This window comes from Streptomyces sp. NPDC085927 (genome assembly GCF_044540975.1).
GTDB classification, from domain to species: domain Bacteria; phylum Actinomycetota; class Actinomycetes; order Streptomycetales; family Streptomycetaceae; genus Streptomyces; species Streptomyces hirsutus.
Window position 1 is genome coordinate 799,552 of sequence record NZ_JBITSN010000001.1, and the last position, 17,936, is coordinate 817,487.

Genomic DNA, 17,936 nt, shown 5'->3' on the forward strand with positions numbered 1-17,936 from the left:
CGCGCAGGACACTTCAGTGTGACGCTTACGTAAACACGGTGACCAGCGGCCCGCGGTTCGTACGCCACTATGTGAGATCAGGCCGCCACAAATGAGCCTAACGTCCCGATTTGCCTCGGTGCTCCGTTCGGACTCTCCCGGGAGTGGTGTCAGTCACGGCCCCCAGGGTCCTGGCATGGCCTTGATCAACATCGACGACTCGTCCGTCGTCGCCGAGCCGCGCCGGCTCCTGGACACCACGAACGTATCGACCGCCCGCGCCCGCAAGGCCGTCCGGGAGCTGGTGACGATCACGGACGACGGCGAGGCGATGACACTGGCCGCGCGCTTCGAACCGACGGCGGACTTCTCCTCGGACGCCCTGCTGAAACTCTGGCCCAAGGCCGCCGACCCCGATGCCTTCGCCGCTGTCCTGCTCGCACCGGCCCTCCGGCACGAGGACACCCACGATCTCCGGCTGCGCCGCGTGACCTCCCTGACGGGTCTGCGACACCTGACCATGCTCAGTGGCCTCGAACTCGTCCAGTGCGAGGAGATGACCGACCTCACCGAGGTCGGCGCGCTCACCGGCCTGACCTGTCTCAGGCTGGAAAGCTGCCCGAGCGTCGAGGACCTCACGCCCCTCAGCACCCTGACCCGGCTGACGCGACTGGATCTGAGCTGGTGCCGGGCGGTCGCCGACGTCACCCCGCTGCTGTCGCTGAGCCGGTTGGTCCGCCTGGACATCGAGGCCTCCGGAATCTCCTCCGTCGCCGGCTTCGGCGCCGCCTTCCCCGCGCTGGAGGTCCTCAGCCTGCGCGACAGCGAACAGCTCCAGGACGTCGCCCCGCTGTCCGGTCTCTCCAAGCTCACCGAACTCGACCTCGGCAAGACCGGCATCCACGACCTGGCGGGCCTGCGCGGCCTCCCCTCCCTCACCGAGCTCGACCTGAGCGAGTGCGGTCGGCTGCGCAGCCTGGACGGCATCGATGCGCTGGGCGGCCTGACCCGTCTGACACTCCGGGGCTGCACCCGCCTCACCACCCTCCGCGGCTTCGGATCCCACCCCGGCCTGACCTATTTCTCCCTGTCCGGATGTCCCGGGCTGAGCGACCTGCGGGGGATCTCCTCGCTGACTCATCTGACCTTCCTGGACCTCTCCCACAACAAGAGGCTCGCCTCCCTGGCAGGCATCGGCTCACTCCCCCGCCTGTCCTCGGTACAGATCCACGACTGCCCCGCGGTGAAGGACTTCTCCGAACTCGCCGGTCTCACCACACTGACCGCGCTCCACGTGAGCGCGGCCCACTGGTTCCGTGACCTCACACCGTTCACCGGCCTGGAGAACCTCCGGGAACTCAAGGTCGGTCACTGCGACGATCTGGCCGACCTGACCGGCGTGGAGAACCTTCCCCGGCTCACCACGCTCGAGGTGGCGCGCTGTCCCAAGCTGAGCACCCTCAGCCCGCTGGACGGTCTGCCCACGCTGAAGCACCTCGCCCTGCGCGACTGCCCGGGGCTCACCGGCCTCGACCACGTCGGCAGTCTGCCCGCACTCGACAGCCTGTTCGTGGACAGTTGCGAACACCTCACCGACATCAGCGGCCTGGCCGGCTCCCCCCTGAGCGACCTGCACATCAGCCACGCCCCCCGGCTGAGCTCCCTGGGCGTTCTGCACGAATGCCCCGGCCTTCGGAAACTGATGCTGGGCCGCTGCGGCCCCATGGAGGACCTCCCCTCCCAGGGGCTCACCGAGCTCGAACTGGACCGCGTGGGCTGGGAGGACCTGTCCCCCCTGGCCCACCACACCTCCCTGCGCAAGCTGAAGATCTTCGACCCGGACTCACTGAAGGACGTCGACGCACTGACCGGTCTGCCCGATCTCTCCGAACTCGATCTCAACCACTGCTCGGCCCTCACCGACAACCGGTTCCTGCTCGACATGCCCTCGCTGCAGTGGGCGTCACTGCCGTACCAACTGCTCAGGGTGGCCTCCGACGGCAGCATCGACCCCGTCGTCGCCGAACTCAGGGAACGCGGAGTCACGGCCTTCTAGAACAGCCGGAGGACCGCGGACGGCGGGCCGCACCGAGCCACACGCCGACACACCCTGCTCCTGGTGTCACCGGGGGCATGACGCATGCCGTTGCTGAATCAGCTCTCCGGGGCGTACGTCACGAAGTGCGCCCACGCACCGGGCGTGAGGGCCGGCCGAGTGACCGACACCCGGGGTGAAGCCCTGACTCGGCTTCATGTACTCGCCCCCGAGGCCGAATCGGGCTGTGGCCTGCTGCTCGTGGAGGCGCCGGCCCACCGCTGGGGAGGGGTCCGAAGGCCGTTTCCCGCGCAAGACGGTCCGGGCCGAACTGCGCCTCACACCACCGGAACCCACGTCCTGGGGCTCCGGTGCCGTCGGCGTCTTACCAAGCAAGAACTCGGGGAGAAAGAACCCCTGCCAAGCCCCACCTCTCCGCCCGAGGCGCGCAATCACTCGGGCGGGTGAACATCACCGGCTCAGCTGGATTTTCGGACCCCCAACTCCCCTGTGCTCAGCGCACACAACCGAAAAAGACTTCGGCCCCCGCCGGGACGGCAATCCCAGGGCGAGGGCCTGACCACCAAGGAAGCAGACCTCTTCCCGATGGATACCCAAAACCCTAGCGCGCCCCCGCGCGCCCGGTCCGCCGTAGGCGGCAATCCGCCCCGTTCGCGTCATCAGCACGGCGGCGGCGTCATCCACGAGAACACCCGTCACACCACCCGCTTCGTGGTGATCGGCAACCACCTGGTCCAGCACCCGGAGCTGTCGCTGCTCGCGATCGGCCTCGGCTGCCACATCCAGTCGCTTCCCACCGGCGCCGGCGCCGACATCAAGTCGCTCACCGCCCGCTTCCCCGAGGGCCCCACCCGCATCGCCGCTGCTCTGCGTGAACTGGAGGCGCACGGCTACCTGCGCCGCGAGCGCCACCGCACCGCGGCCGGCCGCATCGTCACCCGCACCGTCTCCTGCAACCAGTCCGGGCCCCACCGCGAGGCTGCCGACCCGGGCTGCCCCGACCACCCGGCCCGGCCCGCCGCACCGCCCCGGCAGCCCCGCCCGGCAGCCGAGCGAGCACCCCAGCCCCACCCACGCGGCACACACGGCACACACGGCACACACGGCACCGCCACCGCCACCGCCACCGCCACCGCCACCGCCACCCGCAAGGCTCTCCCCGCCGTACCGCAGCCCGGCCTCGCCGCCCCCGCACTCCTCCAGGAGGCCACCGACCTCCTCGCCGGCCTGCGGCGACACGACCCCCGCCTGCTGCTCTCCGCCACCGACACCGCCCACCTGGCCCCCGGCATCGCCGCCTGGCTGGAACGGGACGTCCCCTCCACGGCCGTACGCCACGTCCTCACCACCGACCTGCCGGACGACCCCCTCCGCCGCCCCGCCGCCCTCCTCGCCCACCGCCTCACGGCCCGGCTGCCACCCCCGCCCCCGTTCCGCGCCCCGGCCGACCCACCGGCCGAGTGGTACCGCATGCGGAACTGTGACGGCTGCGACCGCGGCTTCCGCGCCCCCGAAACCGAGTCCCGCTGCCCCGGCTGCCGAACGGAAGCGAGCGGGGACCGCGCTTCCGGGAGGACTCCATGAGCACGCAGGCCGACCACGGACACGAGCTGGTTCCCCGCCCCGAACAGACCCCCGACGCTTTGCGGACCGCGCTCGCCGCCGATCCGGGCGCCTCGCCACTCGGCGGCCGCATAGGCCAAGGGTTCCTGTGACCGAGTGGCCGGTCGGGCACGGAAGTCGACTTCACCGGCCCCTGCCCGCCGGCTGTCGACCACGCGAAAGGGCCCGCACGACCGAAGTCGTGCGGGCCCTCTCAGGTGCTCGCAGAAGAGCTACCAGGTCGGAGCAACAAGCAGCCGGAGCTTACTTGTTGATCTTGGTGACCTGGCCGGCGCCCACGGTCCGGCCACCCTCACGGATGGCGAACTTCAGGCCCTCTTCCATGGCGATGGGCTGGATGAGCTCCACCTTCATCTCGGTGTTGTCACCCGGCATGACCATCTCGGTGCCCTCGGGGAGGGTCACGACGCCGGTCACGTCCGTCGTACGGAAGTAGAACTGCGGGCGGTAGTTGTTGAAGAAGGGGGTGTGACGGCCACCCTCGTCCTTCGACAGGATGTAGGCCTGGGCCTCGAACTCGGTGTGCGGGGTGACCGAGCCCGGCTTGATGATGACCTGGCCGCGCTCGACGTCCTCGCGCTTGATGCCGCGGAGCAGCAGACCGACGTTCTCACCGGCCTGGCCCTCGTCGAGCAGCTTGCGGAACATCTCGATACCGGTGACCGTGGTGGTGGTCTTGTCCTGCTTGATACCGATGATGTCGACGGTCTCGTTGACCTTCAGGACACCACGCTCGATACGGCCGGTGACGACCGTACCGCGACCGGTGATCGTGAAGACGTCCTCGATCGGCATGAGGAACGGCTTGTCGACGTCACGCTCGGGCTGCGGGATGGCCTCGTCCACGGCCTTCATGAGCTCGAGGACCGAGTTGCCCCACTCCTTGTCGCCCTCGAGGGCCTTCAGAGCGGAGACCTTGACGACGGGAACGTCGTCGCCCGGGAACTCGTACTCGGAGAGGAGCTCACGAACCTCGAGCTCGACGAGCTCCAGGATCTCCTCGTCGTCCACCATGTCGGCCTTGTTCAGGGCGACGACGATGTACGGCACGCCGACCTGGCGGGCCAGGAGCACGTGCTCCTTGGTCTGCGGCATCGGGCCGTCGGTCGCGGCGACCACGAGGATGGCGCCGTCCATCTGCGCCGCACCCGTGATCATGTTCTTGATGTAGTCCGCGTGACCGGGGCAGTCGACGTGGGCGTAGTGACGCGACTCGGTCTGGTACTCGACGTGCGAGATCGAGATGGTGATACCGCGCTGGCGCTCCTCGGGAGCCTTGTCGATCTGGTCGAAGGCCGAGGCCTCGTTCAGGTCGGGGTACGCGTCATGCAGCACCTTGGTAATGGCGGCCGTGAGGGTCGTCTTACCGTGGTCGATGTGACCGATGGTGCCGATGTTGACGTGCGGCTTAGTCCGCTCGAACTTCGCCTTCGCCACTGGGGTCCTCCTGTGGAGTGGTTCTGTACGCCTTACTCATCGGCGCCAGGTGATCTTTGCTGGAAAGCCCGGGGCCGGGGGCATTCCACCGGTTCTCGGTGAAATGCCCCAAGCAAGGCTCCGGGGTCAAGCCTAAAGCGTGTGAACGGAGACCGTTACTCGCCCTTGGCCTTCGCGATGATCTCCTCGGCGACGTTCCGCGGAACCTCGGCGTAGGAGTCGAACTGCATCGAGTAGCTTGCGCGACCCGACGTCTTGCTGCGGAGGTCCCCGACGTAGCCGAACATCTCCGAAAGGGGCACGAGGCCCTTCACGACGCGAGCACCGGCACGCTCCTCCATGGCCTGGATCTGGCCACGGCGGGAGTTGATGTCGCCGATGACCTCACCCATGTAGTCCTCGGGCGTGGTGACCTCTACGGCCATCATCGGCTCGAGCAGCACGGGCGAAGCCTTGCGCGCGGCCTCCTTGAAGGCCTGCGAACCGGCGATCTTGAAGGCGAGCTCGGAGGAGTCCACCTCGTGGTAGCCACCGTCGATGAGCGTGACGCGAACGCCCGTCATCTCGTAGCCCGCGAGGATACCGAACTGCATGGCCTCCTGCGCGCCGGCGTCCACCGAAGGAATGTACTCCTTCGGGATACGGCCACCGGTCACCTTGTTCACGAACTCGTACGAGGCGTCGCCGCCCTCGATGGGCTCGATCGCGATCTGCACCTTGGCGAACTGACCGGTACCACCGGTCTGCTTCTTGTGGGTGTAGTCCACGCGCTCGACGGCCTTGCGGATCGTCTCACGGTAGGCGACCTGCGGCTTGCCGACGTTGGCCTCGACCTTGAACTCACGGCGCATACGGTCGACCAGCACCTCGAGGTGCAGCTCGCCCATACCACCGATGATGGTCTGGCCGGTCTCCTCGTCCGAGTGGACCTGGAAGGACGGGTCCTCCTCGGCCAGGCGCTGGATCGCGACGCCCAGCTTCTCCTGGTCGCCCTTCGACTTGGGCTCGATGGCGACCTGGATGACCGGCGCCGGGAAGTCCATGGACTCCAGGATCACCGGCTGCTTGTCGTCGGACAGCGTCTCACCGGTGGTGGTCTGCTTCAGGCCCATGACGGCGACGATGTCGCCGGCGCCCACCGATGCGATCTCCTCACGCTTGTTCGCGTGCATGCGGTAGATCTTGCCGATGCGCTCCTTCTTGCCCTTGACGGAGTTCAGCACGGCGGTGCCGGACTCCAGGCGGCCCGAGTAGACCCGGACGAAGGTGAGCTTGCCGAGGTGCGGGTCGCTCATGATCTTGAACGCGAGGGCGGACAGCGGCTCGTCCTCGGACGGCTTGCGCTTGACCACGACCTCGGGGTCCTTGACGTCGTGGCCCTCGATGGCCTCGACGTCGAGCGGGGTCGGGAGGTAGCGCACGACCGCGTCGAGCAGGGGCTGAACGCCCTTGTTCTTGAACGCGGTGCCGCAGAACACCGGGGTGACCGTGGTGTCGCTGGACTTGCCGGACGCGATGGTGATGCGACGGATCGCGGCGTACAGCTGCTCCTCGGTGGGCTCCTGGCCCTCCAGGTACAGCTCCATGATCTCTTCGTCGTTCTCCGCGACGGCCTCGATCAGCTTGCCGTGCCACTCCTCGGCGGCCTCGGCGTGCGTGGCGGGGATGTCGACGACGTCGTACATCTCGCCCTTGGCGGCCTCGGCGGACCACACGAGCGCCTTCATGCGGACCAGGTCCACGACGCCCTTGAAGTCGGCCTCGGCACCGATCGGCAGCTGCATGACCAGCGGCTGCGCACCCAGGCGGTCCTTGATCATGTCGACGCAGCGGTGGAACTCCGCGCCGGTACGGTCAAGCTTGTTGACGAAGCAGATACGCGGCACGCCGTAACGGTCGGCCTGACGCCACACCGTCTCGGACTGCGGCTCGACACCGGCGACACCGTCGAACACGGTCACTGCACCGTCGAGCACGCGCAGGGAACGCTCCACCTCTACGGTGAAGTCGACGTGCCCCGGGGTGTCGATGATGTTGATCGTGTAGTCGTTGTCCTCGAGCGGCCAGTGACAGGTGGTCGCAGCAGAGGTGATCGTGATGCCACGCTCCTGCTCCTGCTCCATCCAGTCCATCGTGGCGGAACCCTCGTGGGTCTCGCCGATCTTGTACGACACGCCGGTGTAGAACAGGATCCGCTCGGTGGTGGTCGTCTTGCCCGCGTCGATGTGGGCCATGATCCCGATGTTGCGGACCTTGGCCAGGTCAAGTGAAGTGGTAGCCATAAGGCTTCAGTCTTCTCTCGGTCTCGATGTGGGTAGCGACTACCAGCGGTAGTGCGCGAAGGCCTTGTTGGACTCGGCCATCTTGTGCGTGTCCTCGCGCTTCTTCACCGCGGCACCGAGGCCGTTGCTGGCGTCGAGGAGTTCGTTGAGCAGACGCTCGGTCATGGTCTTCTCGCGACGGGCGCGGGAGTAACCCACCAGCCAGCGCAGCGCCAGGGTGTTGGCACGGCCGGGCTTGACCTCGATCGGCACCTGGTAGGTGGCGCCACCGACACGGCGGGACTTGACCTCGAGGGTCGGCTTGATGTTCTCGAGAGCGCGCTTCAGCGTGATGACCGGGTCGTTGCCGGTCTTCTCGCGAAGGCCCTCCATGGCGCCGTAGACGATGCGCTCGGCGGTGGAGCGCTTGCCGTTCAGCAGCACCTTGTTGATGAGCGACGTGACAAGAGGAGAACCGTAGACCGGGTCGATGATGACCGGGCGCTTCGGGGCGGGGCCCTTACGAGGCATTCTTACTTCTCCTTCTTGGCGCCGTAGCGGCTGCGGGCCTGCTTGCGGTTCTTGACACCCTGGGTGTCGAGCGAACCACGGATGATCTTGTAGCGAACACCCGGCAGGTCCTTCACACGGCCGCCGCGCACGAGCACGATGGAGTGCTCCTGCAGGTTGTGTCCCTCACCCGGAATGTAAGCAGTGACCTCGATGCCGCTGGTCAGACGCACACGCGCGACCTTACGCAGGGCCGAGTTCGGCTTCTTCGGGGTGGTCGTGAACACACGCGTGCAGACGCCACGACGCTGGGGCGAACCCTCGAGTGCGGGCGTCTTGTTCTTCTCGACCTTGTCCTGCCGGCCCTTCCGGACCAGCTGCTGGATCGTAGGCACTACTTCTCCGGTTTCTGTGTGCCGAATGGTGAAGCTAACCTGGAACATTCACCGACCCACGCGGTCGGGTGTGTCGAATCTCGCGGACTCCCGCCGCACGGCAGAAGGAAACGCATGATCGCGATGGCCGTTCACAGCCCCCAACGCGGGTGATGGCACGCACGGAGGCCAGGGCACACCCCAGGCACAAGGTCTGAGCGTACCTATAGCATTGGCTGCGGTCAAAACAAATGGGCCCTCACCCCATCGCCGCGCGAAGCGAGTGAAGCCCGAACACGGGTAATGATCTTCGAATGGGCGGTCTCCGGCCCTTCGGACCCCGTCCGGACGCCGGCCGGACCTCAGCCGTATGCCGGCCGGACACCGCCCGGACCTCAGCTGTACGAGCTGCCGGCCAGGACCATCAGCATGATCAGCAGGGCCCAGCCGACCGTGGACAGCCAGCCGAGCACCAGCCCGGTCATCGCGTACGCGTCGCCGCTGTCGCCCGTCCGTCGGATCTCGGCGCGGGCCGTGTGCCCGAGGATCACGGCCGGAATGCCGGTCAGGCCACCCGTGGCCAGGCACAGCACCCCGCACACCATGGCCCCGACCGCCTTCTCGTTGGTCTTCGGCGGCCGGGGCAGGAACGTCGGAGGCGCCATGGGAGCGACGTGCTGCATCGCCGCGGTCTGCGGTACCGGGCCCTGCGGCAGATCGGCCACCAGCAGCGTCAGGTCCGCCACCGTACGCGCCTGGTAGGCCCGCGCCACCCGTCGCTCGAGCTCCTGCTGGTCCAGCCGGCCCTCGGCGTACCCGGCCCGGAGCACGTCCACGGTGCGCTCCCGGTCCGCGTGCGAGGCCAGCATCGGAGGCCCGCCCTGCGGCGGTCCGCCCGGTCCCACCGGTCCACCCGGTCCGCTCCACGGCTGCGGAACACCCCGCCCCTGCCAGGGCTGCCACGACGGATACGGCGACTGCGACACCAGGTACCTCCCCCGACTGCACACGTCATCCCATCATGCGCTCCCGCGACGCCTTCCGGCACCACAGCACGTCACGAAACCGGTACAGGTCATGAGAACGCCGCAGGGGCGGCCACCCCGTACGAAACGGGAGTGACCGCCCCTGCGGTACGTCGGGCGACTCGCTTACTGGTTGTACGGACCGTAGTCGTAGTCCTCCAGCGGAACGGCCTGGCCGGAGCCCGTGCCGAACGGCGAGTAGTCGATGTCGTCGTAACCGACGGCCGAGTACATCGCGGCCTTGGCCTCCTCGGTCGGCTCGACCCGGATGTTGCGGTAGCGGGACAGACCCGTACCGGCCGGGATGAGCTTACCGATGATGACGTTCTCCTTGAGGCCGATCAGGGAGTCGGACTTGGCGTTGATCGCCGCGTCCGTGAGGACCCTGGTCGTCTCCTGGAAGGACGCCGCCGACAGCCACGACTCGGTCGCCAGCGAGGCCTTGGTGATACCCATCAGCTGCGGACGGCCGGAAGCGGGGTGACCGCCCTCCTGCACCACACGACGGTTCTCGGTCTCGAACTTCGACCGCTCGACCAGCTCGCCGGGCAGCAGCTCGGCGTCGCCGGACTCGATGATCGTCACGCGGCGGAGCATCTGCCGGATGATGATCTCGATGTGCTTGTCGTGGATCGACACGCCCTGCGAGTTGTAGACCTTCTGGACCTCGCCGACCAGGTGGATCTGGACCTGTCGCTGACCCAGGATGCGCAGCACGTCGTGCGGGTTGGTGGCACCCACGGTGAGCTTCTGGCCCACCTCGACGTGATCGCCCTCGCCGACCAGCAGACGGGCACGCTTCGAGATCGGGAACGCCGTCTCGTCGCTGCCGTCGTCCGGGGTGACGACGATCTTCTTCGTCTTCTCGGTCTCCTCGATCCGGACGCGGCCGGCGGCCTCGGAGATCGGGGCGACACCCTTCGGGGTACGGGCCTCGAAGAGCTCGACGACACGCGGCAGACCCTGGGTGATGTCGTCACCGGCCACACCACCGGTGTGGAAGGTACGCATCGTCAGCTGGGTGCCGGGCTCACCGATGGACTGGGCGGCGATGATGCCGACCGCCTCACCGATGTCGACCAGCTTGCCGGTGGCCAGCGAACGGCCGTAGCACATGGCGCAGGTGCCGACGGCGGACTCGCAGGTCAGGATCGAACGGGTCTTGACCTCCTCGACGCCGTGGTGCACCAGCTGGTCGATGAGCACGTCACCGAGGTCCACGTTGGCCGGCGCGATCACCTTGCCGTCGATGACGACGTCCTCGGCGAGCATGCGTGCGTACACGCTCGTCTCGACGTCGTCCTCCTTGCGCAGCGTCCCGTCGGCGGCGCGCGAGGCGATCCGCAGCTTCAGACCGCGCTCGGTGCCGCAGTCCTCCTCGCGGATGATGACGTCCTGGGAGACGTCGACCAGACGACGGGTGAGGTAACCCGAGTCGGCGGTACGCAGAGCGGTGTCCGCCAGACCCTTGCGGGCGCCGTGCGTGGAGATGAAGTACTCCAGCACGGACAGACCCTCACGGAACGAGGCCTTGATGGGCCGCGGGATCGTCTCGTTCTTCGCGTTCGACACCAGACCACGCATACCGGCGATCTGACGCATCTGCATCATGTTGCCTCGTGCGCCCGAGTTCACCATCATGAAGATCGGGTTGGTCTTCGGGAAGTTGTCGTTCATCGCCTCGGCGACCTCGTTGGTCGCCTTGGTCCAGATCGCGATGAGCTCCTGCGTGCGCTCGTCCTTGGTGATCAGACCGCGCTCGTACTGCTTCTGGACCTTCTCGTCCTGCGCCTCGTAGCCCTTGACGATCTCCTTCTTCGCCTCGGGAACGACGACGTCGGAGATGGCGACGGTGACGCCGGAGCGGGTCGCCCAGTGGAAGCCGGACGCCTTCAGGTTGTCGAGCGTCGCCGCCACGATGACCTTCGGGTAGCGCTCGGCGAGGTCGTTGACGATCTCGGAGAGCTGCTTCTTGCCGACCTCGTAGTCGACGAACGGGTAGTCCTCGGGCAGCAGCTCGTTGAAGAGCGCGCGGCCCAGCGTGGTGTTCAGCCGGAAGCTGTCACCCTGCTGCCACTCCGGCTCGCCCTCCTCGCGCGCCGGCGGCATCCAGCCACGCGGCGGGATGGTGCCGACCGGGAAGCGGACGTCGATCCTCGACTGGAGCGACAGCTCGCCCGCGTCGAAGGCCATGATCGCCTCGGCGACCGAGGAGAAGGACCGGCTCTCGCCCTTGAGCTCGCGCATCTCGCCGTCGGTGGTGAGGAAGAACAGACCGAGGACCATGTCCTGGGTCGGCATCGTCACCGGACGGCCGTCGGCGGGCTTGAGGATGTTGTTCGAGGACAGCATCAGGATGCGGGCCTCGGCCTGCGCCTCCGCGGACAGCGGCAGGTGCACGGCCATCTGGTCACCGTCGAAGTCCGCGTTGAACGCGGTGCAGACGAGCGGGTGGATCTGGATGGCCTTGCCCTCGACCAGCTGCGGCTCGAAGGCCTGGATGCCGAGGCGGTGCAGCGTGGGCGCACGGTTCAGCAGAACCGGGTGCTCCGCGATGACCTCTTCGAGCACGTCGTACACGACCGTGCGGCCGCGCTCGACCATGCGCTTGGCGCTCTTGATGTTCTGCGCGTGGTTCAGGTCGACCAGACGCTTCATCACGAACGGCTTGAACAGCTCCAGCGCCATCGCCTTCGGCAGACCGCACTGGTGCAGCTTCAGCTGCGGACCGACGACGATCACGGAACGCGCGGAGTAGTCCACGCGCTTGCCGAGCAGGTTCTGACGGAAGCGGCCCTGCTTGCCCTTGAGCATGTCGGACAGCGACTTCAGCGGACGGTTGCCGGGGCCCGTCACCGGGCGGCCGCGACGGCCGTTGTCGAAGAGCGCGTCGACGGCCTCCTGGAGCATGCGCTTCTCGTTGTTCACGATGATCTCGGGCGCGCCGAGGTCGAGAAGCCGCTTCAGGCGGTTGTTGCGGTTGATGACGCGGCGGTACAGGTCGTTCAGGTCGGAGGTCGCGAAGCGGCCACCGTCCAGCTGCACCATCGGACGCAGGTCCGGCGGGATGACCGGCACGCAGTCCAGCACCATGCCCTTGGGGCTGTTGCTGGTCTGCAGGAACGCGGAGACGACCTTGAGGCGCTTGAGCGCACGGGTCTTCTTCTGGCCCTTGCCGGTACGGATGATCTCGCGGAGACGCTCGGCCTCCTCCTCGAGGTCGAAGGACTCCAGGCGCTTCTGCAGCGCCGCGGCACCCATCGAGCCGTCGAAGTACGTGCCGAAGCGGTCACGCAGCTCGCGGTAGAGCAGCTCGTCGCCCTCGAGGTCCTGGACCTTGAGGTTCTTGAACCGGTTCCACACCTCGTCGAGGCGGTCGATCTCGCGCTGCGCACGGTCGCGCAGCTGCTTCATCTCACGCTCGGCACCCTCGCGCACCTTGCGGCGCACATCGGCCTTGGCGCCCTCGGCCTCGAGCTCGGCCAGGTCGGTCTCGAGCTTCTTGGCCCGGGCCTCCAGGTCGGCGTCGCGACGGTTCTCCACCTGCTGACGCTCGACGGAGACGTGCGCCTCCAGCGAGGGCAGGTCGCGGGTGCGGCGCTCCTCGTCGACGAACGTGATCATGTACGCCGCGAAGTAGATGACCTTCTCGAGGTCCTTCGGGGCGAGGTCGAGCAGGTAGCCGAGGCGCGACGGGACGCCCTTGAAGTACCAGATGTGCGTGACGGGGGCGGCGAGCTCGATGTGGCCCATCCGCTCACGGCGCACCTTGGCGCGCGTGACCTCGACGCCACAGCGCTCACAGATGATGCCCTTGAAGCGGACACGCTTGTACTTGCCGCAGTAGCACTCCCAGTCCCGGGTCGGACCGAAGATCTTCTCGCAGAAGAGTCCGTCCTTCTCGGGCTTGAGGGTGCGGTAGTTGATGGTCTCGGGCTTCTTGACCTCGCCGTGGCTCCACTGACGGATGTCGTCCGCGGTGGCCAGGCCGATCCGGAGCTCATCGAAGAAGTTGACGTCGAGCACTATGCGTCAATCCCTCTCAGGGTTGTAAGTCATGGGGTCTGATACGGGGGTCCTGGGGCCGGCCGGAGGTTCAGGGATCTTCATCGCCGAACCTCCTGGCCGGAACTCCCGTCAGACCTCTTCGACGCTGCTCGGCTCGCGCCGCGACAGGTCGATGCCGAGCTCCTCCGCAGCGCGGAAGACGTCCTCGTCGGTGTCGCGCATCTCGATGGACATGCCGTCCGAGGACAGCACCTCCACGTTGAGGCACAGGGACTGCATCTCCTTGATGAGCACCTTGAAGGACTCGGGGATGCCGGGCTCGGGGATGTTCTCGCCCTTGACGATGGCCTCGTAGACCTTCACGCGGCCGGTCACGTCGTCGGACTTGATGGTCAGCAGCTCCTGGAGGGCGTAAGCGGCGCCGTACGCCTCCAGCGCCCACACCTCCATCTCACCGAAGCGCTGGCCACCGAACTGGGCCTTACCACCCAGCGGCTGCTGGGTGATCATCGAGTACGGACCGGTCGAACGGGCGTGCAGCTTGTCGTCGACCAGGTGGTGGAGCTTGAGGATGTACATGTAGCCGACCGAGATCGGCTCCGGGAACGGCTCGCCGGAGCGGCCGTCGAACAGCCTCGCCTTGCCGGTCGGGAGCACCATGCGCTCGCCGTCCCGGTTCGGGATGGTGTGCTGCAGCAGGCCGGCCAGCTCGTCCTCGCGCGCACCGTCGAAGACGGGGGTGGCGACGTTGGTGCCGGGCTCGACCTTGTCGGCGCCGATGACCTGCAGGCGCTCCGCCCATTCCTCGGCGAGGCCGGAGACGTCCCAGCCGCGGCTGGCGAGCCAGCCGAGGTGGATCTCCAGGACCTGTCCCGGGTTCATTCGGGACGGCACACCGAGGGGGTTGAGGATGATGTCGACCGGGGTGCCGTCCTCCAGGAACGGCATGTCCTCGATCGGCAGGATCTTCGAGATGACGCCCTTGTTGCCGTGACGGCCGGCGAGCTTGTCACCGTCGGTGATCTTGCGCTTCTGCGCGACGTAGACGCGCACCAGCTGGTTCACACCGGGGGGAAGCTCGTCGCCCTCCTCGCGGTCGAAGACGCGCACGCCGATGATCTTGCCGATCTCGCCGTGCGGCACCTTCAGCGAGGTGTCACGGACCTCACGGGCCTTCTCGCCGAAGATCGCGCGCAGCAGGCGCTCCTCGGGGGTCAGCTCGGTCTCACCCTTGGGCGTGACCTTGCCGACGAGGATGTCGCCGGCGACGACCTCGGCACCGATGCGGATGATGCCGCGCTCGTCGAGGTCGGCGAGGACCTCCTCGGAGACGTTCGGGATGTCCCGGGTGATCTCCTCGGGGCCGAGCTTGGTGTCACGGGCGTCGACCTCGTGCTCCTCGATGTGGATCGAGGAGAGGACGTCGTCCTGGACGAGGCGCTGCGACAGGATGATCGCGTCCTCGTAGTTGTGACCCTCCCACGGCATGAACGCGACCAGCAGGTTCTTGCCGAGCGCCATCTCGCCGTTCTCGGTGGCCGGACCGTCGGCGAGGACCTGGCCCTCGATGACGCGGTCGCCCTCGTTGACGATGACCTTCTGGTTGACCGAGGTGCCCTGGTTGGAGCGGGCGAACTTGGCCAGGCGGTACGTGATGTACGTGCCGTCGTCGTTGGTCGTGGTGATGTAGTCCGCGGAGACCTCCTGGACCACACCCGCCTTCTCGGCCTTGACCACGTCACCGGCGTCGGCGGCGGAGCGGTACTCCATGCCGGTGCCGACGAGCGGGGACTCGGACCTGATCAGCGGCACGGCCTGACGCATCATGTTCGCGCCCATGAGGGCACGGTTGGCGTCGTCGTGCTCCAGGAAGGGGATCATGGCGGTCGCGACCGACACCATCTGGCGCGGCGAGACGTCCATGTAGTCGACCTCGTCGGGGCTGACGTAGTCGACCTCGCCGCCCTTGCGGCGGACCAGCACGCGGGCCTCGGCGAACCGCATGTCGTCACTCAGCGGGGCGTTGGCCTGCGCGATGACGAAGCGGTCCTCCTCGTCGGCGGTCAGGTAGTCGACGTCGTCGGTGACCTGGCCGTCGATGACCTTGCGGTACGGGGTCTCGACGAAACCGAACGCGTTGACCCGGCCGTAGGAGGCGAGCGAGCCGATCAGACCGATGTTCGGGCCTTCGGGCGTCTCGATCGGGCACATGCGGCCGTAGTGCGAGGGGTGCACGTCACGGACCTCGAAGCCGGCCCGCTCACGGGAGAGACCACCCGGGCCGAGCGCGGACAGACGACGCTTGTGCGTCAGCCCGGACAGCGGGTTGTTCTGGTCCATGAACTGCGACAGCTGGCTGGTGCCGAAGAACTCCTTGATGGAGGCGACGACCGGCCGGATGTTGATCAGGGTCTGCGGCGTGATCGCCTCGACGTCCTGCGTGGTCATGCGCTCACGCACGACGCGCTCCATCCGGGCCAGACCCGTGCGGACCTGGTTCTGGATGAGCTCGCCGACGCTGCGCAGGCGGCGGTTGCCGAAGTGGTCGATGTCGTCGGTCTCGACGACGATCGTCTGACCGCTGTCACCGACGGTCTCGATCTCGCCGGCGTGCAGCTTCACCAGGTACTTGATCGTCGAGATGACGTCCTCGACGGTCAGCACGCCCGCGTCGAGCGGCGCGTCGGCACCCAGCTTCTTGTTGACCTTGTAGCGGCCGACCTTGGCGAGGTCGTAGCGCTTGGGGTTGAAGTAGAGGTTCTCGAGCAGCGTCTGCGCGGCCTCACGGGTGGGGGGCTCGCCCGGACGCAGCTTGCGGTAGATGTCGAGCAGCGCGTCGTCCTGGCCCTGGGTGTGGTCCTTCTCCAGGGTGGCGCGCATGGACTCGTACTCGCCGAACTCCTCGAGGATCTGCTCGGTGGTCCAGCCGAGCGCCTTGAGCAGGACGGTGACGGACTGCTTGCGCTTGCGGTCGACGCGGACGCCGACCATGTCGCGCTTGTCGATCTCCATCTCCAGCCAGGCACCCCGGGACGGGATGATCTTGGCGGAGAAGATGTCCTTGTCGGACGTCTTATCGATGCTGGAGTCGAAGTAGACACCCGGCGAACGGACCAGCTGCGACACCACGACACGCTCGGTGCCGTTGATGACGAAGGTGCCCTTGTTCGTCATGAGCGGGAAGTCGCCCATGAAGACGGTCTGGGACTTGATCTCGCCGGTCTCGTTGTTGGTGAACTCGGCGGTGACGAAGAGCGGCGCCGCATACGTGAAGTCGCGGTCCTTGCACTCGTCGATGGAGTTCTTGGGCGGCTCGAAGCGGTGGTCGCGGAAGGTCAGCGACATCGACCCGGAGAAGTCCTCGATCGGAGAGATCTCCTCGAAGATCTCCTCCAGACCGGACTTGGTGGGGACGTCCTGACCGTTTTCCAGAGCGTCCTCGACGCGAGCCTTCCAGGCCTCGTTGCCGAGCAGCCAGTCGAAGCTCTCGGTCTGCAGCGCGAGAAGGTTCGGAACCTCGAGGGGCTCCTTGATTTTTGCAAAAGAGATGCGCAGCGGGGCGGTGCTGGCAGCGTTGTTCGTATTCGCGGTCGAGGCATTGCGCGAGGCGGCCAAGAGGGGGTCCTTCCGAGGGCTCGGACTCACTACGCGCGTACCGGCCCCCCACGGGACACCACGGCAGACACTTCGCTTCCCGGCGGAAAAGGCCAGGTCAGAGAGGCTCTGATCGTCAGTGCTCAAGTGAGGGCATGCCCCTGGTGACGGGCAGGGGACAGCTAACAGGCAGCGCAAAGGGACAGTGTAGCCACTTGGCACACTGATGTCCAGTGCGGGTTTTCGAGACCCTCGGAGGCCCTCGTTGCTCTCAACTCCTGTGACACGGTCCTGCCCTCAACGCACCGTGATACTGCCCTCTTCGCCGCCGATCCATGCCTCGGATCCGGATCCTTGTGACGACGCGTCCTGAGAATTGCGCGCCACGTGCGGTTCGTCAAGGCCCCCTTGCCCGAACCGCCTTTCGACAGGCGATCCTTCGTGGCCCGCACAGGGCCACGACGAAGATCACCATACCCCCCGCCGTCCCGGGTTCGAGGCAACCGCCACCGGTCCCGGAGACACCGAAGAGCGACCACCCGGATGGATGATCGCTCCTCGGCGCTTGCGCGTTACACGCCCTGGTGGACGCGGTGCGGATCCGGCGCTGCCGGGCCGCGGGGGTCCTGTCGGACCCGGAAGGTCTTACTTGACCTCGACGGAGGCACCGGCGCCCTCGAGGGCCTCCTTGGCCTTCGCAGCGGCTTCCTTGTTGACCTTCTCGACGACGGCCTTCGGCGCACCGTCGACCAGGTCCTTGGCCTCCTTCAGGCCGAGGGAGGTCAGCTCGCGCACGACCTTGATGACCTGGATCTTCTTGTCGCCGGCGCCGGTGAGGACGACGTCGAACTCGTCCTGCTCGGCCTCGGCCTCGGCCGGGGCGCCCGGGGCGGCGGGGCCGGCCACGGCGACCGCGGCGGCGGCGGTGACGTCGAACTTCTCCTCGAAGGCCTTCACGAACTCGGAGAGCTCGATGAGGGTCATGCCCTCGAACTGGGCCAGCAGCTCGTCCTGGGTGAGCTTCGCCATGATGGCGGTCCTTCCACTAAATCGGCAGGTGCCGGGTGTA

General features: G+C 67.2%; 11 protein-coding genes and 1 pseudogene. 4 read left to right on the plus strand and 8 right to left on the minus strand.

The genetic code is table 11. The annotated features are described in order from the left end of the window. Positions 1-175 precede the first annotated feature (175 nt). The 4 genes and pseudogenes from ACIF80_RS03665 to ACIF80_RS03680 all read left to right on the plus strand — a co-directional run bounded on the left by ACIF80_RS03665 (position 176) and on the right by ACIF80_RS03680 (position 3,750). Complete coding sequence (locus ACIF80_RS03665) at positions 176-2,035, plus strand: leucine-rich repeat domain-containing protein (RefSeq protein WP_399798847.1); 1,860 nt, start codon at positions 176-178, stop codon at positions 2,033-2,035. A gap of 159 nt (positions 2,036-2,194) precedes the next feature. Beyond that, a pseudogene (locus ACIF80_RS03670) lies at positions 2,195-2,372 on the plus strand (ATP-binding protein); the annotation flags it as partial. 248 nt (positions 2,373-2,620) lie between these two features. Continuing rightward, positions 2,621-3,619: a helix-turn-helix domain-containing protein gene (locus tag ACIF80_RS03675; protein WP_399798850.1), complete on the plus strand. Its 999-nt coding sequence runs from the start codon at positions 2,621-2,623 to the stop codon at positions 3,617-3,619. After that, entirely contained in the window at positions 3,616-3,750 is a 135-nt protein-coding gene (locus ACIF80_RS03680) for a hypothetical protein (protein ID WP_399799481.1), read from the plus strand. The genes ACIF80_RS03675 and ACIF80_RS03680 overlap by 4 nt, the downstream gene beginning before the upstream one ends. Before the next feature lie 151 nt (positions 3,751-3,901). Here the strand turns inward: ACIF80_RS03680 and tuf are convergent, their stop codons facing one another. From tuf to rplL, 8 genes are all read right to left on the minus strand, one after another. Further along, positions 3,902-5,095 (minus strand): elongation factor Tu, encoded by a 1,194-nt coding sequence (tuf, locus tag ACIF80_RS03685; RefSeq protein WP_399798852.1) that lies wholly within the window; start codon positions 5,093-5,095, stop codon positions 3,902-3,904. Positions 5,096-5,250: 155 nt separating this feature from the next. Then, entirely contained in the window at positions 5,251-7,377 is a 2,127-nt protein-coding gene (gene fusA, locus ACIF80_RS03690; protein ID WP_399798855.1) for an elongation factor G, read from the minus strand. A 39-nt stretch (positions 7,378-7,416) separates the two neighbouring features. After that, positions 7,417-7,887: a 30S ribosomal protein S7 gene (gene rpsG / locus ACIF80_RS03695; protein ID WP_003974303.1), complete on the minus strand. Its 471-nt coding sequence runs from the start codon at positions 7,885-7,887 to the stop codon at positions 7,417-7,419. Between the two features lie 2 nt (positions 7,888-7,889). Beyond that, positions 7,890-8,261, minus strand: a complete 372-nt coding sequence (gene rpsL / locus ACIF80_RS03700) for a 30S ribosomal protein S12 (protein WP_003948652.1) — start codon at positions 8,259-8,261, stop codon at positions 7,890-7,892. Positions 8,262-8,635: 374 nt separating this feature from the next. Further along, positions 8,636-9,226 (minus strand): DUF1707 and DUF4190 domain-containing protein, encoded by a 591-nt coding sequence (locus ACIF80_RS03705; RefSeq protein ID WP_399798858.1) that lies wholly within the window; start codon positions 9,224-9,226, stop codon positions 8,636-8,638. Positions 9,227-9,391: 165 nt separating this feature from the next. Next, positions 9,392-13,291, minus strand: a complete 3,900-nt coding sequence (locus ACIF80_RS03710; RefSeq protein WP_399798860.1) for a DNA-directed RNA polymerase subunit beta' — start codon at positions 13,289-13,291, stop codon at positions 9,392-9,394. 111 nt (positions 13,292-13,402) lie between these two features. After that, positions 13,403-16,888: a DNA-directed RNA polymerase subunit beta gene (gene rpoB / locus ACIF80_RS03715; RefSeq protein ID WP_399798862.1), complete on the minus strand. Its 3,486-nt coding sequence runs from the start codon at positions 16,886-16,888 to the stop codon at positions 13,403-13,405. A 624-nt stretch (positions 16,889-17,512) separates the two neighbouring features. Then, a complete protein-coding gene (gene rplL, locus ACIF80_RS03720; protein ID WP_399798864.1) occupies positions 17,513-17,896 on the minus strand; it encodes a 50S ribosomal protein L7/L12 in 384 nt (127 codons plus the stop codon). Positions 17,897-17,936: the final 40 nt, after the last annotated feature.

Bases quoted from the DNA above. Each gene is read 5' to 3' on its own strand.
- ACIF80_RS03665 (WP_399798847.1), top strand. From the start codon at position 176: ATGGCCTTGATCAACATCGACGACTCGTCCGTCGTCGCCGAGCCGCGC.
- ACIF80_RS03675 (WP_399798850.1), top strand. From the start codon at position 2,621: ATGGATACCCAAAACCCTAGCGCGCCCCCGCGCGCCCGGTCCGCCGTA.
- ACIF80_RS03680 (WP_399799481.1), top strand. From the start codon at position 3,616: ATGAGCACGCAGGCCGACCACGGACACGAGCTGGTTCCCCGCCCCGAA.
- fusA (WP_399798855.1), bottom strand. From the start codon at position 7,377: ATGGCTACCACTTCACTTGACCTGGCCAAGGTCCGCAACATCGGGATC.
- rpsG (WP_003974303.1), bottom strand. From the start codon at position 7,887: ATGCCTCGTAAGGGCCCCGCCCCGAAGCGCCCGGTCATCATCGACCCG.
- rplL (WP_399798864.1), bottom strand. From the start codon at position 17,896: ATGGCGAAGCTCACCCAGGACGAGCTGCTGGCCCAGTTCGAGGGCATG.